Raw genomic sequence first — 23147 nt, forward strand, 5'->3', positions numbered from 1 at the left:
GCGACGCGTTTTGGCGCAACCGGCTGTTTTACGTATAGAATATCGGACTTTAGCGCGACAGGGTTGAGGTGGAAATGACAATATTTACGCCATTTACTCTGGTCGCACCACGGAATTTTTAATTTTTGGACGATCCACATGGCAACTGCAGTCGAAACTCTGGATAAACTTGAACGCCGCCTTACCCTCACTATCGCTATCAGCGAAGTGCAAACCGAAGTCGAGAAGCGCCTGAAGGTTCGCGCTCGCACCGCTAAAGCGCCTGGCTTCCGCCCAGGTAAAGTGCCGATGAAAATGGTCGCAGCACAATACGGCTATCAGGTGGAAACCGAAGTGTTGAACGACAAGGTCGGCAGCGCTTTCAACACTGCAGCCAACGAAAACAACCTGCGCGTCGCGGGCTATCCGAAGATCGAGCCAAAGAACAGCGAAGGCGTTGCTGAAGGCACGCTGGCGTTCGATGCGACTTTCGAAATCTATCCTGAAGTCAAGATCGGTGATCTGACCGCGGTTGAAGTCGAAAAGACCAAGGCTGAAGTCAGCGATGCAGAAATCGATAAAACCATCGACATCCTGCGCAAGCAACGCGTGCACTACCACGTCAAGGGCGAGCAAGGCGAGCACGGCGATGGCGGCAGCGACCTGACAGCAAAGAACGGCGACCGCGTGACTGTTGACTTCGTCGGCAAGATCGACGGCGTTGAATTCCAAGGCGGCAAGGCTGATGACTATGCTTACGTATTGGGCGAAGGCCGCATGTTGCCAGAGTTCGAAAACGCAACTATCGGTTTGAAAGTCGGCGAAGCCAAGACCTTTGAACTGGCATTCCCAGCGGATTACCATGGTAAGGATGTGGCTGGCAAGACTGCTGAATTCACCATCACCCTGAAGAAACTGGAGTGGGCGCACCTGCCGGAAGTCGACGCAGAATTTGCCAAGACTCTGGGTATCGATGATGGCGACCTGACCAAGATGCGCGCTGACATCAAGCTGAATCTGGAACGCGAAGTCGGTTCCCGCGTGAAAGCCAAGAACAAAGACAGCGTGATGGATGCCCTGATCAAGGTCAGCGATCTGGAAGTGCCTAAGGCGCTGGTAGATCAAGACGTCGAGCGTCTGGTTGAAATGACACGTCAAGATATGGCGCAACGCGGCATGAAGGTCAATGATATGCCTTTCCCGCCAGAGTTGTTCGCAGCACAAGCTGAGCGCCGCGTCCGCCTGGGCCTGATCCTGGCTGAAGTGGTCAAGGAAAACAAATTGCAAGCAACACCTGAGCAAGTCAAGGCGCAAGTCGAAGATTTTGCTCAAAGCTACGAAGATCCACAACAAGTCCTGAAATATTATTTCAGCGATCGTCGCCGTCTGGCAGAGGTCGAAGCCCTTGTTTTGGAAGAAAACGTCGTTAACTACGTGTTGGGCAAATCGAAAGTGACTGAGAAATCGGTTGCGTTCGATGAATTGATGAGCAACAACGGGCAACAGGCTTAATCAACCTGCATAATCGGGGCCGGGCAAGATTGCCTGGCCACCGGTCGGTGGACTGATTAAGTTTTGAGCGCTCTCCATAAGGAATACTATGACAGGCTTTAATCGTAATTCGGCACTGGATACTGACATGCTCGGCATGGTGCCTATCGTGATTGAGCAAAGCGGCCGCGGCGAGCGGTCGTATGATATTTATTCGCGTTTATTGCGCGAGCGCGTTATTTTCCTGGTCGGCCCGGTCAATGACCAGACTGCCAATCTGATCGTGGCGCAGTTGCTGTTCCTGGAAAGCGAAAATCCTGAAAAGGATATTTCCCTGTACATTAATTCTCCTGGCGGTTCGGTTTCGGCCGGCATGGCGATTTTCGATACCATGCAGTTCATCAAGCCGGATGTATCGACGTTGTGTACTGGTATGGCTGCTTCGATGGGGGCTTTCTTGCTGGCTGCTGGCGCCAAGGGCAAGCGTTTTTCGTTGCCGAATTCACGCATCATGATTCACCAGCCTTTGGGTGGGGCGCAAGGACAAGCCTCGGATATCGAAATCCAGGCGCGGGAAATCCTGTACCTGCGCGAACGTCTGAACGGTATCCTGGCCGACAAGACCGGCAGGACTATCGAGCAGATCAGCAAGGATACGGATCGCGACAATTTCATGTCGGCTGAAGCCGCTGTGGAATATGGTCTGATTGATAAAGTCCTGGCGACACGCGCTTGATCAGCTTGCTGAACTTGATTATTGCGTAATTGAAGGAATGCTCGGCGCCCGGCCCCAAAGGTACGGGCGTTTTGCTTTTCAAAAATTGCTCGGGCGTGACGAACATCAATTTCGCGGGTAATATAAAATCAATGCCTGTCGTCCGTTGTTTGTTCCTTGGACAATGCGCTCTCCCTTAGTTTTACTTAAACACTGCCTTTATGCCTGATAAAAAATCTTCCAGCGGCGAAAAACTGCTTTACTGCTCCTTCTGCGGCAAAAGCCAGCATGAGGTGAAAAAACTCATCGCCGGGCCATCGGTATTCATCTGCGATGAATGTATCGATCTCTGTAATGACATCATTACCGATGAAGCTTCGAACGTCGAAACACTGGATGGTCAAAAGTCGGAATTGCCGATCCCGCAGGAAATCAGCGAGTTGCTTGATCAGTACGTGATCGGCCAGGAGCCTGCCAAGCGGATTTTGTCGGTGGCGGTGTACAACCACTACAAGCGTCTCAAGCACCTCGGCAAGAAAGATGACATCGAACTGGCGAAGAGTAATATCTTGCTGGTCGGTCCTACTGGTTCCGGCAAAACCTTGCTGGCGCAGACGCTGGCGCGCATGCTGAATGTGCCTTTCGTGATCGCTGATGCAACTACCCTGACCGAAGCCGGCTATGTTGGTGAGGACGTTGAAAACATCATTCAAAAATTGCTGCAGAACTGCAATTATGAAGTCGAGAAGGCGCAACGCGGTATCGTTTATATCGATGAAATCGATAAAATCTCCCGCAAATCGGATAACCCTTCAATCACCCGGGACGTATCGGGCGAGGGCGTGCAGCAAGCCTTGCTGAAGCTGATCGAAGGCACCATGGCTTCGGTGCCGCCACAAGGCGGGCGCAAGCATCCTAACCAGGATTTCGTACAGATCGACACTACCAACATCCTGTTCATCTGCGGTGGCGCTTTCGACGGCCTGGCAAAGATCATTTCCGAGCGTTCGGAAAAGAGCGGCATTGGTTTTTCGGCAAATGTGAAGAGCCAGAGCCAGCGTACTTCCAGCGAAGTCTTGCTGGATGCCGAGCCTGAAGATTTGACCCGTTTCGGTCTGATTCCGGAGTTGGTCGGCCGTTTGCCGGTGATCGCAACTTTGGCAGAGCTGAACGAAGAGGCGCTGATCGAGATTCTGATTGCGCCGAAGAATGCATTGGTCAAGCAATATTCCAAATTGCTGCAGATGGAAGGTGCTGAGCTGGAAATTCGCCCTGCCGCCTTGCAAGCCATCGCCAAGCGCGCGTTGGCGCGTAAAACCGGCGCTCGCGGCTTGCGTTCGATCCTGGAGCATGTCTTGCTTGACGTTATGTATGATTTGCCAAGTCAGCAGAATGTCGCCAAGGTGGTGATTGATGAGAATACCGTCACCAATGGCGCCAAGCCATTGTTGATTTATCATGAGCAACCGAAGGTCTCAGGCGCAAAATAAGCGCGCCGCTCCGATGAGCGCTGGTTACCGTCGATTTTGGCTGGCCAGTGCTAGCCGGGAAAATCCGGCAATATTGTAAAGCCTTGTAAAAAGCAGGGGTTTAAGCAGGTTTTTGACCCAAAAGTAGTACAATTTCTCAAAATATACGATTTGGCTTCAATCGCAAAGCCACCCGAAGTCAGCTTCGCGTGTGGCTTTTTTATTTGCCCTCGCAAAACAGTGGTTTTCCCGGAAACCTCTTAGAAGTGGTGATTTATTGTTGAAACTGGGGCTTGAGTTTCGGCCACTCGTGCCAACATCATTAGTAAGTTTTTTTGATAAGGCTCGCCATGACGACTTCTACATTTACTGAACAAACTCAGTTGCCTCTCTTGCCTTTGCGGGATGTGGTTGTATTTCCGCATATGGTGATCCCATTATTCGTCGGTCGCCCTAAATCCATCAAGGCCCTGGAAGCAGCGATGGAGCAGGGTAAGAGTATTATGCTCGCAGCCCAGAAAGCTGCCGCCAAGGACGAGCCGTCGCCGGACGATATTTATGAAATCGGCTGCGTCGCCAACATCTTGCAAATGTTGAAACTGCCTGACGGCACTGTCAAGGTATTGGTGGAAGGTGCGCAACGCGCCCGTATTCATCACATCAGTGAACTCGACACGCATTTCGTTGCCGATCTGACGCCGCTTGAATCGGAGTTGGGCGACGAGGCTGAAGTGGAGGCGATGCGTCGCGCCATCGTTCAGCAGTTCGACCAATACGTCAAGCTCAATAAGAAAATCCCGCCAGAGATCCTGACTTCGCTGTCCGGCATCGATGATGCCGGCCGCCTGGCTGACACCATCGCTGCGCACCTGCCGCTGAAGCTGGAGCAAAAGCAGGTGATCTTGGAAATTTTCAATATCGCCAAGCGCTACGAGCACCTGCTCGGCCAACTCGAAGGCGAGTTGGATATTCTGCAAGTGGAAAAGCGTATCCGTGGCCGCGTCAAGCGCCAGATGGAAAAATCGCAGCGCGAATACTATCTGAACGAACAGGTCAAGGCGATCCAGAAGGAATTGGGCGAAGGCGAAGAGGGTGCGGATCTGGAAGAGCTGGAAAAGAAGATTCTTGCCGCCAAGATGCCTAAGGAAGCCCTGGAAAAAGCCCAGAGCGAACTGAAGAAGCTGAAACTGATGTCGCCGATGTCGGCCGAAGCCACCGTGGTACGCAACTATATCGATACGCTGGTCGGTTTGCCATGGAAGAAGAAATCCAAGGTCAACAATGAACTCGGCAATGCGGAAAAAGTACTGGAAGGCGATCACTATGGCCTAGACAAGGTCAAGGAACGCATCCTGGAATATCTCGCCGTGCAACAACGCGTCGACAAACTGAAGGCACCGATCCTGTGTTTCGTCGGTCCTCCAGGCGTGGGTAAGACTTCGCTGGGTCAATCGATCGCCCGCGCCACCAACCGCAAGTTTGTGCGGATGGCGTTGGGTGGTGTGCGCGACGAGGCTGAAATTCGCGGTCATCGCCGCACCTACATCGGGTCCATGCCCGGCAAGATCTTGCAAAGCCTGACCAAGGTAGGGGTGCGTAATCCGCTGTTCCTGCTGGATGAAATCGACAAGCTCGGCATGGATTTCCGTGGCGATCCATCGTCAGCGTTGCTGGAAGTGCTGGATCCTGAGCAGAACCATACATTCTCGGACCATTACATCGAAGTCGATTTCGACTTGTCTGATGTAATGTTCGTGGCGACCTCGAACTCCTTCAACATCCCGCCGGCATTGCTGGACCGGATGGAAGTGATTCGCCTGTCTGGCTACACCGAAGATGAAAAGACCAATATCGCGCAACGATACCTGCTGCCCAAGCAAATCAAGAACAATGGTTTGAAGGCTGAAGAGATCAGCGTCGCAGAAGGTGCAATCCGCGACATCATTCGTTACTACACGCGTGAAGCGGGGGTGCGTTCGCTGGAACGTGAAATCTCCAAGATCTGCCGCAAGGTGGTCAAGCTCCTGCTGTTGAAGAAACAGGAAAAGAAGGTTGCTGTCACTACCAAGAATATCGATAAATTCCTCGGTGTGCGGCGTTTTGACTACGGCGTAGCCGAGAAGGAAAATCAAATCGGCCAGGTAGTCGGCTTGGCGTGGACTGAAGTGGGCGGCGAATTGCTGACTATCGAAGCCGTCAAGATGCCGGGTAAAGGTGCAATCATCCGTACCGGTACCTTGGGCGACGTGATGAAGGAATCGATCGAAGCAGCGCGTACCGTCATGCGCAGTCGCGCCGGCAAGCTGGGTATCAAGAGCGAGGCTTTCGACAAGAGCGATATCCACATTCACGTGCCGGAAGGCGCGACGCCGAAAGACGGACCTTCGGCCGGCGTTGGCATGACGACTGCGTTGGTATCGATCTTTACCGGTATTCCGGTACGTGCGGACGTTGCCATGACAGGTGAAATCACCTTGCGAGGCGAGGTCTTGCCTATCGGCGGCTTGAAGGAAAAGCTGCTGGCGGCGCATCGTGGCGGCATCAAGACGGTATTGATTCCAGAGCAGAATGTGAAAGACTTGGCCGAGATTCCGGACAACGTCAAGAACAAGCTGGAAATCGTACCGGTGCGCTGGATCGACAAGGTGCTTGAAATCGCCCTGGAACGTCAGCCGGTGCCATTGACCGAAGAAGAAGCGGTGCTGGATGCGGCTACGGTTGCAAAGGGTAGCGAGAAGGCCGATACGAGCGTGGTGAAGCACTAAGTTGCTGAATTCTCAGGCTTGACAGATTGTTCTCAGAAAAGCGTCCGCAAGGGCGCTTTTTTTATTTGTGCGTCCGCATGCCGATGCTGAGCATATCAAGTTTGTAAAATCAGGTTAAACATTGCCTGTAACGGCTGCCTGCGGCTTGACACAAGGCTTTGCGGCTTGTTTAATACGGACTCGCAGATTTTTTTCTGCACTTCATCTGCGATATTTTTCGCGCCCAATGCGAGCCTTTTTATACCTGCCGGAAATGGCATGCTTAAAAATCGCATATCGAATTTCCATTCACTTGAGGAGACCTACGTGAACAAAACTGAATTGATCGATCACATTGCCAAGTCTGCAGATATCTCCAAAGCGGCGTCGACACGCGCGCTGGATGCGGTGATCGCGGCAGTAAAAGCTACTTTGAAAAAGAGCGGAAGCGTTACCCTGGTTGGCTTCGGGACCTTTTCTGTAGGCAAACGCGCGGCCCGCACCGGCCGTAATCCGCGCACCGGAGAAGAAATTAAGATCAAAGCAGCGAAAGTTCCTAAATTTAAGCCTGGCAAAGCGTTGAAAGATGCTGTAAACTAGCGTTCTTTGACGTGGTGACAAGCGTCAGATGTTTGACTGGCTAGATTGTCGTGCATTGTTCAGGAAGTATTGGGGCAGCATCGATAAAGTGGGGTGCTTAGCTCAGTTGGTAGAGCGGCGCCCTTACAAGGCGTAGGTCGGGAGTTCGAGCCTCTCAGCACCCACCAACATGGTCAAGCAGAAAATGCGAATTTGTTTATAAGGTTTGCTAGCAGTTTAGGAGTGGTAGTTCAGTTGGTTAGAATACCGGCCTGTCACGCCGGGGGTCGCGGGTTCGAGTCCCGTCCACTCCGCCAAAATACAAAAAGGTGAACGAAAGTTCGCCTTTTTTCTTATGTGCAATTGGTTTGTAGTGTTGCCTCATATGTTGCATTCAGTTATGTTGTAGCTTTTGTTGTCACCCTTGTTGCAACCCCATTTCTTAGCCGCTTGATCTCGATTGGCCGACCATGTTTGAATTTGTCCGTACCCATCAGCGCTTGATGCAGTTCTTGCTGCTGTTGTTGATCATCCCTTCATTTGCTCTAGTAGGGCTGCAAAGCTATAGCAGCTTTGGCGATAGTGCCAACACTGTAGCCAAGGTCGCCGGCCAGCCTATCACCCAGCCGGAACTGGACAACGCATTGCGCCAGCAGATGGATCGCATGCGCCAGGCGTACGGCGACCGTTTCGATTCGTCGATGATGGAAACGCCGGAAGCCAAGCAAGCAGTGCTGGATAACTTGATTTCGCAACGCGTGCTGGCAGCAACGGTCACCAGCGAGCATTTGACAGTCGGTGACTCGGCAATACAGCAGACCATCCTCGGCCAGTTCCCGAACTTGGTCGGTGCGGACGGAAAATTCGACAGCAAAACTTTTGATCAAATGCTTGCTATGCAAGGCATGACGCAGATTAGCTACGCTGCCCGTCTGCGCCAGGACATGGCCATGCAGCAGTTGAACGGCGCTGTGCAATCAACCGCTTTTACACCGAAAACTGTCGCTACCCGCTTGTCTGATATCAATGACCAAGAGCGCGACGTGCAAGAATTGCTGTTCAAGTCCGCCGATTATGCATCGCAGGTCAAGGTCACGGACGCCATGCTGCAGGATTACTATGCCAAGAATCCGAAGGAATTCGAGATTCCTGAACAGATCAAAGCAGATTATGTGGTGCTCGATAGCGCTGCGGTCGCCGCTCAAGTGACGGTCAGCGATGCCGACATCAAGTCTTACTATGACCAGAACGTCAGCCGCTATACCGTGGCGGAAGAGCGTCGGGCCAGTCATATCCTTATCTCGGTGAAGAAAGACGCGCCAGCCGCTGAGCAGGCCGCGGCCAAGGCCAAGGCGGAAAGCCTGTTGGCGGAAGTGCGCAAGACGCCGGCAGATTTTGCAAAAATCGCCAAGGCGAATTCACAGGACACAGCTTCTGCTGAAATGGGCGGCGATCTCGGTTATTTCGCCGCAGGCTCAATGGTCAAGCCTTTTGAAGATGCTGCAAACAAACTGAAGCAAGGCGAGATCAGCGATCTGGTGCAATCCGATTTCGGCTATCACATTATCGAGCTGACCGGCATCAAGCCGGCCCAGATCAAGCCGCTGGACGAGGTCAAGACGGATATCGCTGCGGAAATCAAGAAGCAGCTGGCTGCACGCAAATTCGCCGAACTGGCGGAAGCATTCAGCAATACTGTGTATGAGCAGGCCGATAGTTTGAAGCCGGTGGCGGACAAGCTGCATCTGCAAGTCCAGACTGTTGCAAATCTTGGCCGTCAGCCAAATCCTGCTGCTGCGCCTACCGTCCCGTACAATAACCAGAAATTCTTGACCGCCTTGTATTCGAATGAGGCACTGAAGAATAAGCACAATACCGAAGCGATCGAAATTGCGCCGAACACCTTCATTGCCGGCCATGTCGTCGAGTACAAGCCAGTGACCAAGCGTGCGTTTGAAGAGGTCAAGGCAATTATCAGCGACAAGGTGACGCGTACGGAAGAGGCTGTGCTGGCCAAGAAAGCTGGCGAAGATAAGCTGGCCGCCTTGAAGGCGCAGGATAACGCCAGCGGCTTTGCCGCCGCGCAAACTGTTTCGCGCACCAAGAACCAGGGCGTCAACCCGCTGGCGTTTGAAGCGATAATGAAAGCTGACGTCAATAAATTGCCGGCTTACATCGGTGTGGTATTGCCGCAGCAAGGTTATGGCTTGTACCGTATAGGTAAGGTCGGACAACCGGCGACCCAGGATGCAGCGCGCCGCGTTGCGGAGCAACAGCAGATCACTGGGATTCTGGCGCAGCAGGAATTGTTGGCTTACGTGGATGTCTTGAAAGAGAAAGCCAAGGTCAAGATCCTGAAACCGATCGTTGCGGCACCCGTAAGCACCGACGATAAGTAAGCTGCTGAAGAAAGCCTTAACAAAAAAAGCCACTGAAAAAGTGGCTTTTTTTATGAGCAATTTTTTCTAATTGCTTAATTGCTTATTTGGTTAGCAGCGGTTTCAGCTCCGGCCAGACGTTATTCAAGATGATCGGATGTGCCTGGGCGAGAGGATGCATGCGGTCAGCCTGCATCAGTTCCGGTTTGTCTGCCACGCCATCCAGCAGGAACGGTACCAGGGGCACTTTGGCTTGCTTGGCCAGCGTAGCAAATTGAGAAAAGAACTTTTCCGTATAATCGCGGCCGTAGTTTGGCGGAATCCGCATGCCGACCAGCAGTACCTTGGATTTTGCTTGCTGGGCTGCATTGATCATTGCGCGCAGGTTGTTTTCGGTAGCGCTCAACTGCAAGCCACGTAGCGCATCATTGGCGCCCAGTTCAATGATGACGATATCCGGTTTGTGCTGCAGCAGGGCGGGAAGGCGCGTCTTTCCACCGCTGGTGGTTTCACCACTGATGCTGGCGTTGGTGACGGTAGCCGCAATTTTTTCCGTGCTTAGCCGTTGCTGCAACAGGGCGACCCAGCCGCTGCCGCGGGCCAGTCCGTATTCTGCGGAAAGACTGTCGCCTAACACCAGGATCGATTTTGATGCAGAATAGGCGCTGTTCGTCCATACTAGCCCCAGCAAGCCAAGCAGCAAGATCGCCCGCCGTGGATTGCTGGCGGTTTTGGCCATGGACGTGGCCATAGACTTGACCTTACGTACAATCCGTTTCTGACAACCATTCTCCAACCCGGAGTCGATAATCTGCATGCCTCAGTCCTCTTCTGTTAATCCTGCAATGGTCAATCCCAGAGCTCCCGCCATCGATGTCCAGCACCTGACCAAGCGCGTTGCCGATGCCAGCGGCGAACTGGTGATTCTTGATGATATCAATTTTAACGTCCAGGGCGGTACCACGCTGGCGATCGTAGGCGCTTCGGGTTCCGGTAAGTCGACATTGCTCGGCCTGCTGGCGGGGCTCGATACGCCGTCTTCCGGCACCGTACATATCGATGGCAGTGATATTTTTGCACTGGACGAGGATGGGCGTGCAGGTTTGCGCAAGGAAAAACTTGGCTTCGTGTTCCAGTCCTTCCAGCTGCTGAGCCACCTGAGCGCGCTGGAGAACGTCATGCTGCCGCTTGAGCTGCGCGGCGATAAGGATGCGCGGGAAAAGGCGCAAGCCAAGCTGGAGCGGGTTGGCCTGGCCAGCCGCTTGCAGCATTATCCGAAGTATCTGTCGGGAGGCGAGCAGCAACGTGTGGCGCTGGCGCGCGCTTTCGTGACCGAACCGCCGTTATTGTTCGCCGATGAACCTACCGGCAGTCTCGATGCCGCTACCGGCGATGCCGTGATCCAGCTGATGTTTGACCTGAACCAGGAGCGCGGTTCGACCCTGGTGCTCGTGACGCACGATACGTCGATTGCCATGCAGTGCCGCCAGACCGTCACTATTGCGGCTGGCAGGCTGTTGCGTCCGGGCGATACCAGCGTGGCAGATGCGCAGATATTTCAGTAGTTCCAGATCATCTGCAGGGTTTGAAGCAAGTAGTAAATAATTGGAGAGAAACACATGTCAGCGTGGTTGTCGGCAACAAAAGCAATACTTCCGTATGTCAGCGATATCATCTCGGTGGCGGCGCCGGTATTTACCCGGCGCAAAGGGAATACGGAAGAGAGCCAGGTGCAGATTCTGCAGCAACAGGTGGTTGAGCTGCAGAGTGCTTCATTGCAAAATGCTGTCGATATCAAGGCGCTTGCGGAGCAATTCAAGGCAGCCTTGCCGCTGCTGGAGCGTGAGATAGAAGCAACCGATGCAAAATTGGCGCGCGCTCATCTGCTGTGCGGCCTGAGTGTCGGCGTCGCGATACTGGCGCTGGTGGTCAGCTTCATGGCGTTGCTGAACAAATAGCATACTCGCTGGACCAAGCAATAAAGAGAAGGGAAGTAAAAGATGGATCGCTTGCAGTCGATGCGGGTATTCGCCAAGGTAGTGGAGCAGGGCAGCTTTGTTGCCGCCGCCCAGGTGTTGGACATGTCCAATGCAGTAGTCACACGCCTTGTCGCCGATCTGGAAAATCATCTCGGGATCCGTCTGCTGCATCGCTCGACTCGCAGGATGGCACTGACCGAGCCGGGGCAAGCTTACCTGGAGCGTGTGCGGCAAATCCTGGACGAGATTGACGAGGCTGAGGCAGCCGCTTCGGTACTTTCGACCAACCCGGCTGGCACCCTGCATATCTATTCACAGATTGGTTTCGGCCAGACCCAGTTGGCGCGTTTGTTGCCGCTGTATTCAAAGCAGTATCCGGATGTCCAGCTGGATGTGACTTTGTCGGATCGTACCGTCGATCTGATCGAAGAAGGTTTCGATGTCGGGATTTTTTCGGTCAACCAGAAATTCGATGTCAGCATGGTGGCGCGCCAGCTGGGCATCGCCGAAGTGCTGTTATGTGCTTCGCCAGCCTATATTGCGGAACATGGCGCACCGCAGGTGCCAGAGGATCTGGCGCACCACGCCTGCCTGAATTTTTCATTGGAACATTTGCGCCATCACTGGACTTTCCAATCTGCGGAAGGCACCTCGGTCATCCCGATCACCAGTAAAGTGATGTCGAACAATACTGAGTTGCTGCGCCATTGCCTGCTGGCAGGGATGGGAATCGCCTTGCGTAGCTCATATACGCTGGGTGATGACATGGCGGCAGGGCGCGTGGTAAGGGTGCTGCAGGATTTTCAAATCAATAAGGTGGCGGTACGCCTAGTGTATCCGAGCAGGCGCTTGCTATCGGCCAAGGTACGTAGTTTTGTCGATTTCATGATGGCGCAATTTCCACAACCGGATTGCGATCCCTGGCTCGAATCCTAAATGGAACCCTCGGCAGCGCAGGAACTTAGAGGCTGTTGCGAACACAGATGGCTAGGCGCTCCGACGAAGGCAGTACGAGTAGTACGGCAAGGAGGGCGTAGCAGGGTTTTCAGACGACATTGTCGTCTGCCTGCGGAACGCCCCGGCTTGCAAGCCCGGGTGAGTCCTGCAAGGGCAACAACGCCAGGTGTGTTTGCAACAGCCTCTTAGTTGTCCCTCAGCCGCCGCAGTAAATTACCCTCCTGTTGCCACTGGCGGCGTTCATCACTGCTACCGGCTTCTGCCTGCAACTCTTCGGTGCTCTTAGCCATTTGCGCTTGCAGGATCCTCTCCGCCAGGCGCAGATCCATTTCAACCGGACCCAGGAACGTCACTATATCTCCACGCTGGATCAGCAAGGTGGGAAAGTTGTCGACATCCAGATCTCCGACCAGGTCCGCCTGATCCTCGATATCGATCCAGGCAAATTGTACTTGCGGATGGCGTTGCGCCAGCGCCGTAAAATTGGCAAAATATTCCCGGCAGCTGCCGCACCATGCGGCGCACAGGCAAGCCACCACCCAGCCATCGTCGCTGAGGATATCGGCAAGTTGCAAGTGATTGTGATTGTCGAGAGTCAGGATCAGCATAGGCGGTATTTTACCGTGACTACGCCAGATTCTGGTCGAATAGCAATCAGAGCACCGCCCGGCGCGGTAAAATACCGCTTATGCCGACTATTCTTGCCATCGAAACATCTACCGAACTGGCGTCTGCTGCTTTATTGCGCGACGGTCAGGTGATTACCCGCGAATCTGCCGGTGTTCAAACACATTCCCTTTCCATTTTGCCGATGGTACAAAGCTTGCTGACCGAAGCCGGCATCAGCTTGGCGCATTGCGACGCGTTGGCGTTCGGCGTGGGCCCCGGTTCGTTCACTGGAGTGCGTACCGCCTGCGGCATTGTCCAGGGGCTGGCGTTTGGCGCTGACTTGCCGGTGTTGCCGGTGGTGACGCTGGCGGCCATGGCGCAGGCCTGCCGCGAGCTGAACGGCGCCGACGAAGTGCTGGCGATACTGGATGCGCGCATGGGCGAGGTCTACTGGGCGCAATACCGCTTTGCCGACAATCAATGGCAAGTGCTGGTAGAGCCGACTTTGTCTGCGCCTGCCGTCGTTGCGCCCTTGCCTGTAGGGCCGCAAGGCAAACAGCTGCAAGCCTGCGGCAATGGCCTGGCGGCCTATGCCGAGGCCTTTGCAGCGATGCCGTTTGCCGCTGCCGGCTTGCCGGATGTGATGCCGAATGCACGTCAGATCGCTTATCTGGGCAACCTTGCTTTCGTCCAAGGGCAAAGCTTAAGTGCGGTGGAAGCACAACCTTTGTACTTGCGTAACAAGGTAGCGCTGACTACCGCCGAACGTGCTGCCAAGGTGCAGTCATGAGCGCGAGTCCCAAGCCGTCGCCGGGATTGCAGCGGCCGCTGGCGTTTGCCGCGATGCGTGTCGAAGACCTAGATGAAGTGTTGGCGATTGAGAAGAGTGTGTATTCCCATCCCTGGACGCATGGCAATTTCATCGATTCGATCCAGAGCGGTTATCAATGTTGGGTGCTGCGTGACGCCGGCGGAGCGTTGCTGGGTTATTTTTTCATGATGGGGGCGCTGGACGAAGCCCATTTGCTGAATATCAGCGTTCATGGCGATATGCACAGGCGGGGCATCGGCAAGATGCTGCTAGATAAAGTCTGTATCCTGGCGCATCAGTCGCAGATGCAGTCGGTGTTGCTTGAAGTACGACCGTCCAACACGCGTGCAATCGAGATCTACCAGCGCTATGGTTTCGCCGAAATCGGCCGGCGCCGTGATTATTATCCTGCAGCGGGCGACAAGCGCGAAGAGGCCATCGTCATGAGGTTGTCTTTATGAACGGAATGACTAGACGCAGTATTTTCCTTGATGAGATCGGCCTGGGGCCGCTTTGGCTGCAACGTGAAAGTACGGTTGAGGTGGCGCTGGACGAGATAGGCATTGCGCCGCAGTTGGTTGCCGCCGAGGAAATTGCTTCGCCGGTCATCGCTGTTTCGGATCGGCAGGAACAAATTGATGCAGCTGTAATGCAACCGGTTGCGGTGAATGTCGCACCGGTGATAGATACTTCGCTCCCGGCCTGGAATGACGATGACGTTGTCGTGCCTGTCGTGCCACCGCCACCCTCGATGCCAGCACAGGTCCCGGCGGTGCATTCGCCGTCCGTGATGGACTGGCCGCAATTGCAAACAGCCGTGGCGGGATGTACAGCCTGCGGGCTTTGCCGCGGGCGTAAAAATACCGTGTTCGGTGTCGGAAACAATAAGGCGAAATGGTTGTTTATCGGTGAAGGGCCGGGCCGCAATGAGGATATCCAGGGTGAGCCTTTTGTCGGGCCTGCCGGCAAGCTGCTCGACAATATACTGCTGGCGATGGGTCTGGCGCGCGGCGAGAATGCTTACATCGCCAATATTGTCAAATGCCGTCCGACCGATGCAACCGGCCGCGACCGGCCGCCGGCCGCCGATGAGGTCGCTGCTTGCCTGCCGTATCTGCAACGCCAGATCGAACTGATCCAGCCGACCGTGTTGGTGGCCTTGGGCAAGACCGCAGCATTGTCCTTGCTGGGACTGGATCCGAGCACTCCAGTCTCCAAGCTGCGCGGTAGTGTTCATCGCTATGCGGAGCGACCTCTTATCGTGACCTACCATCCTGCCTATCTGCTGCGACAGTTAGCTGACAAAGGCAAAGTCTGGAGCGATCTCTGCTTGGCAATGAGCACCTATGCCGGTATCGCAGAATGAGTTTGCGGGTGCTTTCGCGATGATCGGTTCCGCTTCCTATCAGGAACAATTTCATCGTCGCTGGAATCATCTGCTTGATCCCCATGTCCGCGCATTGGCATGGCTGCTGGATGCGCCGGACTTGCTTGATCCGCACGCAGTCCAATGGCAAGGTCAGATTGCCACTTATACAGATCCCGACCTGGCTTCTTGGTTGGGCGAACTGGATCAGGTGCCGCAAAAACTGCAGGGTTTGCATAGCTATATTGGCAGTCTGCCGTCTACTCGTCTCGGCCTGTATGCGGAAAAACTTCTGGCTTTTTATTTTGAGCAGCGACAGTTGCTTGTGGCGCACAGTGTCCAGGTCCGCGCCAGTAAAAACGATACGATAGGCGAGTTCGATTTCCTGTTGCGGCTGCATGGCGATCTGGTGCACTGGGAATTTGCAACCAAGTTCTATTTGCTGGAGTCCAGCGCCGGCAGTTTGCAGGCCGATGATTTCCTGGGGCCGAACCTGGCCGATTCGCTTGGCGCAAAAATGCAAAAGATCTTGAAGCGCCAACTGGCGTTGTCGCAACACCCCGCAGCCCAGATTCATCTCACTGAGCCTGTCGTTTCGACGCAGGCGCTGGTGAAAGGTTGGCTGTTTTTTCTGGATCACCTGTATCCGGCTTCGGTTCTGGGAGTATCCGCCAGCGCCTGCCGCGGCTATTGGCGGTCGTTGTCAGCGCTGGCGCTGAACGAATCCGCGTTATATCAACTATTACCGCGCCAGCGCTGGCTGGCGCCGGCCAAGGTAACGCTGGCAGATGCGCTCACTGCGGCGCAAGCGCGGCAGGCGTTGTTGCAACATTTTGCGAGCGACGCCGCGCCGGTGCTGTTGGCGACATTGCAACTGGAAGGTGAGTATTGCCTGGAAACAGAACGCGGTTTTATCGTGCCGGATGACTGGGCCGGGCGGGCCGTCGCTCAGCGTCATGCCAGTCGATAGGCAGTTTGTGCCATCTCCAGATTACCCAAAACCAATAATTTCTTTTCAATCAATATTGTTCCCTACATAATGTGTTTGTAACAAAATATTTCAAAAAAACATTACAGCAATTGATAGGGAACAAATGAGGAAGTTAGCTATAGTCATCACAGCACTGGCAGGTGTTTTTTTTTCGTCAGCCGCTCAGGCCGATGACATCATCTCGCGCTTTACCATCCGGGATCAGGGGCAATTTGCATTGGATGGTAGCCTGTCAGGCGGCCGCAGTACGTCGTCCAATACCAGTGTTTATGCGCCTGGGACTTCAATAGAGGAGCGTAGTTACACTAGCCAGGCATTTTTTAACGGTAATGTCGGCTTGGGTTACGGTTTTGAATTGTTTGCCGGTCTCCCCTATGTTTTACGCAATCGTACCGACGTGCATTACAGCTATGGGGAAGAGCGCGAATCCAGCAGCTTTAATGGAGAAAAAGGGTTTAACGATGCAACATTCGGGTTGAAATATCGTGTGTTCAAGAGCGCCGACGGTAGTAACGAAGTATTGCTCCGGTTTTCCTTGCTGCGCCATAGTGGCTTCTCTGGATTCGTCGATAGCGAAGTAAGTTACCTGCATACATTCACACCGGCGATCAAGACGGTGCTGTCGGCAAGTTTTATGCGACGCCAGGGCGGTCCGAACAATACCGGTTATGGTGCTTACCTGATATGGCAGGCATCGCGGCAAATTGCCGTCGTACCGTTCATACGTGGCAATCGCTACGACGAGTACATGGGTGCTCCGAGTTTTAGCTCCGCAGGAGGTGGTGTAGAGTTGCGCTATACGCCAATCAAAAGCTGGAACATTACACCCGGCCTGAGCGGAACTCATATAAACGCGCCCAATGGGTATTCTGGCTCGTGGAATGGTATTTCCGGTTCGCTAACAGTACAGAAAGAATTTTAACTGCCCGGTTTGCTTTAGCCGTAACAGAATTAGAGAACAAAAAAGCGGGCAAGCCTGCTTTTTTGTTGTCCGCATTTTCGTCACTTCGCTAGTGTTTGCTTTCACCAATTAACGCCAGCGAATCATGCTCGCGCTGGTTGGCGGCATGCTTGCGCATGATCAGCAGCATGATGCCGGCGACAAACAGGCCAAACAGGAAAATCACGACGTTCACGTTCAGGTCGATCTTGATCATCAGTGCGTACAGGACAAGCATGGTGAGAATAGACAGGTTTTCATTGAAATTTTGCACCGCGATCGAGTGGCCGGCACTCATTAATACGTGGCCGCGATGTTGCAACAGGGCATTCATCGGTACGACGAAATAACCGGACAGGGCGCCGATCAGGATCAGCAGCGGATAGGCGATCCAGACTGAATGCACCACGGTCATGGCCATTACGACTATGCCCATCGCTACGCCGACTGGCATCACTGTCAGAGATTTTTTCAAGGGAATCATGCGCGCTGCTGCTACGGCGCCTATAGCGACACCAAACGCCACCACGCCTTGCAGGATCGCGGCCTTGTCGAGCGGCATGCCAAGCGATTTCTCGGCCCATTTCAACACGATAAATTGCAGCGTTGCGCCCGCACCCCAGAATAAGGTGGTGACTGCCAGCGAAATCTGGCCGAGCTTGTCTTTCCACAGGATCGAGCAGCAATTGGCGAAGTCGATGATCAGCTTGCTTGGCCTGTGCTGCTGATTGGGATAACGGGCGCCGGTATCGGGGATTTTAAGATTGAAGATCGTAGCGACCAGGTACAGGAAGCCGATGACGGTCAGGGCCGCGTGAGTCGGGGTATTCAAGTGCCAGTCGATAACCGGTATATGCAGCTGCTGCAGGATCGAGGCAACGTGCGGGCTGATCAGGAAGCCACCGAGGACGGTGCCAAATATGATAGAGGCCATGGTCAAGCCTTCGATCCAGCCGTTGGCAGCAACCAGCTTTTCTGGCGGCAACAGTTCTGTGAGGATACCGTACTTGGCGGGGGAGTAGGCAGCTGCGCCGAAACCGACGATGCCGTAGGCAATCAAGGGATGGACGTCCGCGAACATCAGCAGGCAACCGAAAATCTTGACCATGTTGGTGATGAACATGACCCGGCTTTTTGGCATTGAGTCGGCAAAAGCGCCGACAAAAGCAGCTAAAAGCACGTAAAACAAAACAAATACCAGCTTTAATAGTGGCGTCATCCAATCCGGCGAGGATATTTCTGCCAGTAAGGCGATTGCCGCTATGAATAGGGCGTTGTCGGCAAGCGAAGAAAAAAACTGCGCCGCCATGATGGTGTAAAAACCGCGATTCATCCGCATCCCAGAATGTAACAATGTGTCCCCGGCCTGCTTTATACCATGAAAATATGACCGATCCGTGATTATGAGAGATGCAAAAGATAAAACGTTCAGTGAAATTATTGGAGAATTGCCAATCCTTTGCGATCGTTGCATCCGGTAAAATAGACGACTCTTAGAACCCTCGCAAACACCGTCCATACATGCCCAGACCCCTCGTTGCTTCCATAGAAATTTCTGCGCTGCAGCACAATCTGCGTATTGCCAAATCGCATGCCCCGAACGCGAAAATCTGGGCGGTGGTCAAGGCAAATGCTTATGGTCATGGCTTGGAGAGAGGGATGCGCGGTTTTGCAGAAGCCGACGGACTGGCTTTGATCGAGCCTGAAAATGCACTGCGCTTGCGCGAGCTTGGATGGCAAAAACCGATTCTGCTATTGGAAGGCATCTTCGATGCGGCTGATTTGGCGACGGCAATGCAGGCGGGCTTGGATTTCGCCGTGCATTCACCGGAACAGATCCTGCTGCTGGAACGTGCGGCCTTGTCAGGGCCGGTGGATGTACATCTGAAAATGAATAGCGGCATGAACCGGCTCGGTTTCAAGGCTGAAGTCTACCGCGCGGCGTATCAGCGGTTGCGGGCGATTGCCGGGGTGCGCAAGATCACCCTGATGACCCATTTTGCCAACGCCGATGATCCCCTCAATCCAGGTTTGCCATTGCAGCAACAAGTGCAACAGTTCGAGCAGGGTGCGATGGGCCTCGACGAAGAGCGCAGCATTGCCAATTCCGCCGCCGATTTGATGCATCCTGAATTGAAGTCGGATTGGGTACGGCCCGGCATCATGTTGTATGGCGCAACGCCTGGCGGCGCCAGCGCCGAACAATTCGGGCTGAAACCGGCCATGACGCTCAGTAGCCAGATCATAGGCGTCCAGCGCATCGGTGCGGGTGAGGCAATCGGTTATGGCAGCCGTTTTGTTGCCGCCGCGCCGATGATTGTCGGGACAGTTGCCTGCGGCTACGCTGATGGCTATCCGCGCCACGCGCCGAACGGTACGCCGGTGCTGGTCAATGGCGTGCGCACGGTTACCGTCGGTCGGGTATCGATGGACATGTTTTCGGTTGACCTGACCAATGTACCCGGCGCCGCAGTCGGCAGCGCCGTCACCTTATGGGGTCACGGCTTGCCGATCGATGAGGTGGCGCATGCCGCCGGCACCATTGGCTATGAGTTGATGTGCGCTCTGGCTTCACGGGTTAAAGTGGTGGAGTCGTAAAAATCGCAAGATAGCAGCGGACACTGAAAGTAAGGGGGATGGCAGGAATTTTCCTGTGTCTTCCGTGGACAAAACAGTTATTTACAGAATTGCAGAATTGAATGGCCAAAGCTAAAACCAATTACACCTGTACCGAATGTGGCGGCGTCGCCAATAAATGGACCGGCCAGTGCCCGTCGTGCGGGCAATGGAACACCTTGGTGGAAACCATTGTAGAGGCTGTTGGCAACCGTTTTTCAAATCAGCATCAGGGCCTGGCGCAAGCCGCGCCGGTAATGACGTTGGCCGATATTGACGCCATTGACGTGCCGCGTTTCGGCACCGGCATCGAGGAGTTCGACCGGGTGCTGGGTGGCGGTTTGGTTGCTGGCGGCGTGGTGTTGATCGGCGGCGATCCGGGGATCGGTAAGTCGACCTTGCTATTGCAGGCGCTGGCGAATCTGTCGAAGATCAAAAAAGTCCTGTATGTCAGCGGTGAAGAGTCGGGTGCGCAAATCGCATTGCGCGCCAAGCGACTGGTGGTGGATGCCAGGGATCTCAAGTTCCAGGCTGAAATCCAGCTTGAAAAAATCATCAACACGCTGGTGGATCACAAGCCGGACGTGGCGGTCATCGATTCAATCCAGACGGTCTATTCCGATGCGCTCAGTTCGGCCCCTGGATCGGTAGCGCAGGTGCGTGAATGTGCGGCGCAGCTGACGCGTATCGCGAAGCAATCCGGCATTACTATCATCATGGTCGGCCACGTCACCAAAGAGGGCGCGCTGGCCGGTCCGCGCGTGCTGGAACATATCGTCGATACCGTGTTGTACTTCGAAGGCGATACCCACTCCAGTTTCCGCCTTGTACGAGCGATCAAGAACCGTTTTGGCGCAGTCAATGAACTCGGCGTTTTCGCGATGACTGAAAAAGGCTTGAAAGGCGTATCCAATCCTTCCGCTTTGTTTCTGTCGCAGCACGATAACCAGGTGCCGGGTTCTTGCGTGATGGTGACGCAAGAGGGAACACGTCCTTTGCTGGTTGAGATTCAAGCCTTGGTCGACGCCTCGCACGTGCCGAACGCGCGCCGCTTGTCAGTCGGTTTGGAGCAGAACCGTTTGGCGATGTTGCTGGCGGTGCTGCATCGCCATGCAGGCATCGCAGCGTTTGATCAAGACGTATTCATAAACGCGGTGGGGGGCGTCAAGATCACCGAACCGGCCGCCGATCTGGCAGTGTTGCTGGCGATTAATTCGTCGATGCGCAACCGGCCGTTGCCGCGTGGACTGGTGGTGTTTGGCGAAGTCGGCCTGGCCGGAGAAATCCGCCCTGCGCCGCGCGGCCAGGAGCGCTTGCGGGAAGCGGCCAAGCTGGGATTTTCGATCGCCATGATCCCGAAATCGAATGCCCCGAAACAAGATATTGAAGGTTTGAAAGTGATCTCGGTGGAACGCATCGATGACGCTTTGAGCAAAATACGCGACGCTGAATAATGAGCAAGATCGTTTGATTGAAGGCATGATGAGAGAAGTTTTGCCCGCGTAAAGTGCGGACAAAGTACGGACACGATTCAGCATCCATCAAGATAACCAAGGACAGAACATGAAAACCAAAGCAGCCATTGCATGGAAAGCCGGTCAGCCACTGACTATCGAAGAAGTCGAGCTGGGTGGCCCGCGCGCCGGTGAGGTGCTGGTGGAGATCAAGGCCACCGGGATTTGCCACACCGATTACTACACCTTGTCCGGCGCCGATCCGGAAGGCATCTTCCCGTCTATCCTGGGCCACGAAGGCGCCGGCGTGGTGGTGGATGTCGGTCCCGACGTCAAGAGTCTGAAAAAGAACGATCACGTGATTCCGCTCTACACGCCGGAATGCCGTCAGTGCAAATTCTGCCTGTCGCAAAAAACCAATCTGTGCCAGTCGATCCGTTCGACCCAGGGCCGTGGCTTGATGCCAGACGCCACCAGCCGTTTCTCGATCGACGGCAAGCCGATTTTCCATTACATGGGAACGTCAACGTTTTCCAACTACATCGTGGTACCGGAAATCGCGCTGGCCAAGATCCGTGAAGATGCGCCGTTCGACAAGGTTTGCTATATAGGTTGCGGCGTGACTACCGGCGTGGGTGCGGTGCTGTTCACCGCCAAGGTGGAAGCAGGCGCCAATGTGGTGGTGTTCGGCCTTGGCGGCATCGGCCTCAACGTGATCCAGGCAGCACGCATGGTCGGCGCCGACAAGATCATCGGCGTCGATATCAATCCGGCGCGCGAAGCGATGGCGCGCAAGTTCGGCATGACCCATTTCATCAATGCCAAGGAAGAAAAAAACGTGGTCGATGCCATCATCGGCCTGACCGACGGCGGCGCCGATTACAGCTTCGAATGCATCGGCAACACCACCACCATGCGCCAGGCGCTGGAATGTTGCCACAAGGGCTGGGGCCAGTCGATCGTGATCGGGGTGGCCGCCGCCGGGCAGGAAATCAGCACCCGGCCGTTCCAGCTGGTGACGGGCCGTGTCTGGAAAGGCTCGGCGTTTGGCGGCGCCCGCGGCCGTACCGACGTGCCGAAAATCGTCGACTGGTACATGGACGGCAAGTTGAATATCGATGACCTGATTACGCACCGCTTGCCATTGGAGCGCATCAATGAAGGATTCGACCTGATGAAGAGTGGCGAATCGATCCGTTCGGTAGTGATTTATTAAGATGGAGCTGGTCAGCGAACATGCCTGCTTCGGCGGTACGCAGGGATTCTATCGGCACACTTCGGCGGAGATCGGCTTGCCGATGCGGTTTTCCGTGTTCCAGCCGCCGCAGGCCAGACTTGGTGCGGTGCCGGTACTGTTTTTCCTGGCCGGACTGACTTGCACCGAAGAGACCTTCATGGTCAAGGCCGGCGCGCAGCGGTATGCGGCGCAACACGGCATTATGCTTGTGACGCCGGATACCAGTCCGCGCGATACCGGGATCGAAGGTGTGGGCGATAGCTGGGATTTCGGCAATGGCGCCGGCTTCTACCTGGATGCAACGCAAGCGCCATGGGCGGCGCACTTCCGGATGTATTCGTACGTGTTGCATGAGCTGCGGCAAACGATAGTGCGAGAATTCCCGGCGCGGGCGGACCGCATCGGCATTTTCGGCCATTCGATGGGTGGTCACGGCGCATTGGTGCTGGCGTTGCGCAATCCGGATGTATATCGTTCCGTGTCGGCGTTTGCGCCAATTACAGCGCCCAGTCTTTGTCCGTGGGGTCAAAAGGCATTCAACAACTATCTGGGAGCAGGTCAGGCCGGCTGGCGTGACTACGATGCAACGCAACTGATGCTGGGTTTGTCCAAGCCGTTTCCACAAGAGATTCTGATTGACCAGGGCCTGGGGGACAAATTCCTGGCTGAACAGTTGTTGCCGGAGCAGTTTGAGGCGGCTTGCGCGCAGGCGGGGCAGCGCTTGACGCTGCGACGCCACGCGGCCTATGACCATGGTTATTATTTCATTTCGACCCTGACCGAGGATCATCTGGCTTTTCACCATAAGATACTTTCTGCAGAATCATGAGTC

At 54.6% G+C, this 23147-nt stretch carries 22 protein-coding genes and 2 tRNA genes; 20 read left to right on the forward strand and 4 right to left on the reverse strand.

The window, feature by feature from the left end; translation table 11 throughout:
* Positions 1-138 precede the first annotated feature (138 nt).
* The 4 genes from tig (at position 139) to lon (ending at position 6419) form a co-directional block, all read left to right on the forward strand.
* Complete coding sequence (gene tig / locus LT85_RS10795; RefSeq protein WP_038488437.1) at positions 139-1491, forward strand: trigger factor; 1353 nt, start codon at positions 139-141, stop codon at positions 1489-1491.
* 88 nt (positions 1492-1579) lie between these two features.
* The gene (clpP, locus tag LT85_RS10800) at positions 1580-2206 is read left to right on the forward strand and encodes an ATP-dependent Clp endopeptidase proteolytic subunit ClpP (protein WP_038488440.1); all 627 of its coding nucleotides are present in this window, start codon (positions 1580-1582) and stop codon (positions 2204-2206) included.
* Between the two features lie 200 nt (positions 2207-2406).
* Entirely contained in the window at positions 2407-3675 is a 1269-nt protein-coding gene (clpX, locus tag LT85_RS10805) for an ATP-dependent Clp protease ATP-binding subunit ClpX (protein ID WP_038488443.1), read from the forward strand.
* A 329-nt stretch (positions 3676-4004) separates the two neighbouring features.
* On the forward strand, positions 4005-6419 hold the full coding sequence (gene lon / locus LT85_RS10810; protein ID WP_038488446.1) for an endopeptidase La: 2415 nt from the start codon (positions 4005-4007) through the stop codon (positions 6417-6419).
* 95 nt (positions 6420-6514) lie between these two features.
* Here lon and LT85_RS26540 read toward each other — a convergent pair whose 3' ends face one another.
* Positions 6515-6694, reverse strand: a complete 180-nt coding sequence (locus tag LT85_RS26540; RefSeq protein ID WP_156117493.1) for a hypothetical protein — start codon at positions 6692-6694, stop codon at positions 6515-6517.
* Positions 6695-6725: 31 nt separating this feature from the next.
* Between LT85_RS26540 and LT85_RS10815 the strand changes: the two genes are divergently transcribed.
* The 4 genes from LT85_RS10815 (at position 6726) to LT85_RS10830 (ending at position 9376) form a co-directional block, all read left to right on the forward strand.
* Complete coding sequence (locus LT85_RS10815) at positions 6726-6998, forward strand: HU family DNA-binding protein (protein WP_038495832.1); 273 nt, start codon at positions 6726-6728, stop codon at positions 6996-6998.
* A gap of 91 nt (positions 6999-7089) precedes the next feature.
* A tRNA-Val gene (locus LT85_RS10820) sits at positions 7090-7165 on the forward strand.
* Positions 7166-7217: 52 nt separating this feature from the next.
* Positions 7218-7294, forward strand: a tRNA-Asp gene (locus LT85_RS10825).
* Between the two features lie 153 nt (positions 7295-7447).
* Positions 7448-9376, forward strand: coding sequence for a SurA N-terminal domain-containing protein (locus LT85_RS10830; RefSeq protein ID WP_038488449.1), 1929 nt, complete (start codon positions 7448-7450; stop codon positions 9374-9376).
* Between the two features lie 82 nt (positions 9377-9458).
* Here LT85_RS10830 and LT85_RS10835 read toward each other — a convergent pair whose 3' ends face one another.
* Entirely contained in the window at positions 9459-10106 is a 648-nt protein-coding gene (locus LT85_RS10835; RefSeq protein WP_253273712.1) for an arylesterase, read from the reverse strand.
* A gap of 64 nt (positions 10107-10170) precedes the next feature.
* Here LT85_RS10835 and LT85_RS10840 point away from each other — a divergent pair, with 64 nt between their 5' ends.
* From LT85_RS10840 to LT85_RS10850, 3 genes are read left to right on the forward strand one after another with little or no spacing between them, the layout of a single operon-like run.
* A complete protein-coding gene (locus LT85_RS10840; protein ID WP_038488455.1) occupies positions 10171-10920 on the forward strand; it encodes an ABC transporter ATP-binding protein in 750 nt (249 codons plus the stop codon).
* A 54-nt stretch (positions 10921-10974) separates the two neighbouring features.
* The gene (locus LT85_RS10845) at positions 10975-11313 is read left to right on the forward strand and encodes a hypothetical protein (protein ID WP_038488458.1); all 339 of its coding nucleotides are present in this window, start codon (positions 10975-10977) and stop codon (positions 11311-11313) included.
* Positions 11314-11355: 42 nt separating this feature from the next.
* On the forward strand, positions 11356-12270 hold the full coding sequence (locus LT85_RS10850; protein ID WP_038488461.1) for a LysR family transcriptional regulator: 915 nt from the start codon (positions 11356-11358) through the stop codon (positions 12268-12270).
* Between the two features lie 206 nt (positions 12271-12476).
* On the opposite strand, the gene LT85_RS10855 is transcribed toward LT85_RS10850, so the two are convergent.
* Positions 12477-12899 (reverse strand): thioredoxin family protein, encoded by a 423-nt coding sequence (locus tag LT85_RS10855; protein ID WP_038488464.1) that lies wholly within the window; start codon positions 12897-12899, stop codon positions 12477-12479.
* 80 nt (positions 12900-12979) lie between these two features.
* Between LT85_RS10855 and tsaB the strand changes: the two genes are divergently transcribed.
* The 5 genes from tsaB to LT85_RS10880 all read left to right on the forward strand — a co-directional run bounded on the left by tsaB (position 12980) and on the right by LT85_RS10880 (position 16990).
* Positions 12980-13690 (forward strand): tRNA (adenosine(37)-N6)-threonylcarbamoyltransferase complex dimerization subunit type 1 TsaB, encoded by a 711-nt coding sequence (tsaB, locus tag LT85_RS10860; RefSeq protein ID WP_038488467.1) that lies wholly within the window; start codon positions 12980-12982, stop codon positions 13688-13690.
* A complete protein-coding gene (rimI, locus tag LT85_RS10865; protein WP_038488470.1) occupies positions 13687-14172 on the forward strand; it encodes a ribosomal protein S18-alanine N-acetyltransferase in 486 nt (161 codons plus the stop codon). The genes tsaB and rimI overlap by 4 nt, the downstream gene beginning before the upstream one ends.
* Positions 14169-15077, forward strand: a complete 909-nt coding sequence (locus LT85_RS10870; protein ID WP_038488472.1) for a uracil-DNA glycosylase — start codon at positions 14169-14171, stop codon at positions 15075-15077. Before rimI ends, LT85_RS10870 begins: the two co-directional genes overlap by 4 nt.
* A complete protein-coding gene (locus LT85_RS10875) occupies positions 15058-16047 on the forward strand; it encodes a DUF1853 family protein (RefSeq protein WP_253273713.1) in 990 nt (329 codons plus the stop codon). The genes LT85_RS10870 and LT85_RS10875 overlap by 20 nt, the downstream gene beginning before the upstream one ends.
* A gap of 124 nt (positions 16048-16171) precedes the next feature.
* Complete coding sequence (locus tag LT85_RS10880) at positions 16172-16990, forward strand: hypothetical protein (RefSeq protein WP_038488475.1); 819 nt, start codon at positions 16172-16174, stop codon at positions 16988-16990.
* Between the two features lie 88 nt (positions 16991-17078).
* On the opposite strand, the gene lplT is transcribed toward LT85_RS10880, so the two are convergent.
* The gene (lplT, locus tag LT85_RS10885) at positions 17079-18341 is read right to left on the reverse strand and encodes a lysophospholipid transporter LplT (protein WP_038488478.1); all 1263 of its coding nucleotides are present in this window, start codon (positions 18339-18341) and stop codon (positions 17079-17081) included.
* A gap of 188 nt (positions 18342-18529) precedes the next feature.
* On the opposite strand from lplT, the gene alr reads away from it, so the two are divergent.
* The 4 genes from alr (at position 18530) to fghA (ending at position 23144) form a co-directional block, all read left to right on the forward strand.
* Positions 18530-19606: an alanine racemase gene (gene alr, locus LT85_RS10890; RefSeq protein ID WP_038488481.1), complete on the forward strand. Its 1077-nt coding sequence runs from the start codon at positions 18530-18532 to the stop codon at positions 19604-19606.
* A 101-nt stretch (positions 19607-19707) separates the two neighbouring features.
* Positions 19708-21078 carry a DNA repair protein RadA gene (gene radA / locus LT85_RS10895; protein ID WP_038488484.1) on the forward strand — a complete coding sequence of 457 codons (1371 nt, stop codon included), beginning with the start codon at positions 19708-19710 and terminating at the stop codon, positions 21076-21078.
* 109 nt (positions 21079-21187) lie between these two features.
* The gene (locus tag LT85_RS10900; RefSeq protein ID WP_038488487.1) at positions 21188-22294 is read left to right on the forward strand and encodes an S-(hydroxymethyl)glutathione dehydrogenase/class III alcohol dehydrogenase; all 1107 of its coding nucleotides are present in this window, start codon (positions 21188-21190) and stop codon (positions 22292-22294) included.
* A 1-nt stretch (position 22295) separates the two neighbouring features.
* Entirely contained in the window at positions 22296-23144 is an 849-nt protein-coding gene (gene fghA, locus LT85_RS10905; protein ID WP_038488491.1) for an S-formylglutathione hydrolase, read from the forward strand.
* Positions 23145-23147: the final 3 nt, after the last annotated feature.

This window comes from Collimonas arenae, from assembly GCF_000786695.1.
Taxonomy (GTDB): domain Bacteria; phylum Pseudomonadota; class Gammaproteobacteria; order Burkholderiales; family Burkholderiaceae_D; genus Collimonas; species Collimonas arenae_A.

Bases quoted from the DNA above. Each gene is read 5' to 3' on its own strand.
- tig (WP_038488437.1), top strand. From the start codon at position 139: ATGGCAACTGCAGTCGAAACTCTGGATAAACTTGAACGCCGCCTTACC.
- rimI (WP_038488470.1), top strand. From the start codon at position 13,687: ATGAGCGCGAGTCCCAAGCCGTCGCCGGGATTGCAGCGGCCGCTGGCG.
- radA (WP_038488484.1), top strand. From the start codon at position 19,708: ATGGCCAAAGCTAAAACCAATTACACCTGTACCGAATGTGGCGGCGTC.
- LT85_RS10870 (WP_038488472.1), top strand. From the start codon at position 14,169: ATGAACGGAATGACTAGACGCAGTATTTTCCTTGATGAGATCGGCCTG.
- clpP (WP_038488440.1), top strand. From the start codon at position 1,580: ATGACAGGCTTTAATCGTAATTCGGCACTGGATACTGACATGCTCGGC.
- LT85_RS10835 (WP_253273712.1), bottom strand. From the start codon at position 10,106: ATGGCCACGTCCATGGCCAAAACCGCCAGCAATCCACGGCGGGCGATC.
- LT85_RS10900 (WP_038488487.1), top strand. From the start codon at position 21,188: ATGAAAACCAAAGCAGCCATTGCATGGAAAGCCGGTCAGCCACTGACT.
- LT85_RS10880 (WP_038488475.1), top strand. From the start codon at position 16,172: ATGAGGAAGTTAGCTATAGTCATCACAGCACTGGCAGGTGTTTTTTTT.
- alr (WP_038488481.1), top strand. From the start codon at position 18,530: ATGCCCAGACCCCTCGTTGCTTCCATAGAAATTTCTGCGCTGCAGCAC.
- lon (WP_038488446.1), top strand. From the start codon at position 4,005: ATGACGACTTCTACATTTACTGAACAAACTCAGTTGCCTCTCTTGCCT.
- clpX (WP_038488443.1), top strand. From the start codon at position 2,407: ATGCCTGATAAAAAATCTTCCAGCGGCGAAAAACTGCTTTACTGCTCC.
- LT85_RS10875 (WP_253273713.1), top strand. From the start codon at position 15,058: ATGCCGGTATCGCAGAATGAGTTTGCGGGTGCTTTCGCGATGATCGGT.
- fghA (WP_038488491.1), top strand. From the start codon at position 22,296: ATGGAGCTGGTCAGCGAACATGCCTGCTTCGGCGGTACGCAGGGATTC.
- lplT (WP_038488478.1), bottom strand. From the start codon at position 18,341: ATGAATCGCGGTTTTTACACCATCATGGCGGCGCAGTTTTTTTCTTCG.
- LT85_RS10830 (WP_038488449.1), top strand. From the start codon at position 7,448: ATGTTTGAATTTGTCCGTACCCATCAGCGCTTGATGCAGTTCTTGCTG.
- LT85_RS10840 (WP_038488455.1), top strand. From the start codon at position 10,171: ATGCCTCAGTCCTCTTCTGTTAATCCTGCAATGGTCAATCCCAGAGCT.
- LT85_RS10845 (WP_038488458.1), top strand. From the start codon at position 10,975: ATGTCAGCGTGGTTGTCGGCAACAAAAGCAATACTTCCGTATGTCAGC.
- LT85_RS10850 (WP_038488461.1), top strand. From the start codon at position 11,356: ATGGATCGCTTGCAGTCGATGCGGGTATTCGCCAAGGTAGTGGAGCAG.
- LT85_RS26540 (WP_156117493.1), bottom strand. From the start codon at position 6,694: ATGCGATTTTTAAGCATGCCATTTCCGGCAGGTATAAAAAGGCTCGCA.
- tsaB (WP_038488467.1), top strand. From the start codon at position 12,980: ATGCCGACTATTCTTGCCATCGAAACATCTACCGAACTGGCGTCTGCT.
- LT85_RS10855 (WP_038488464.1), bottom strand. From the start codon at position 12,899: ATGCTGATCCTGACTCTCGACAATCACAATCACTTGCAACTTGCCGAT.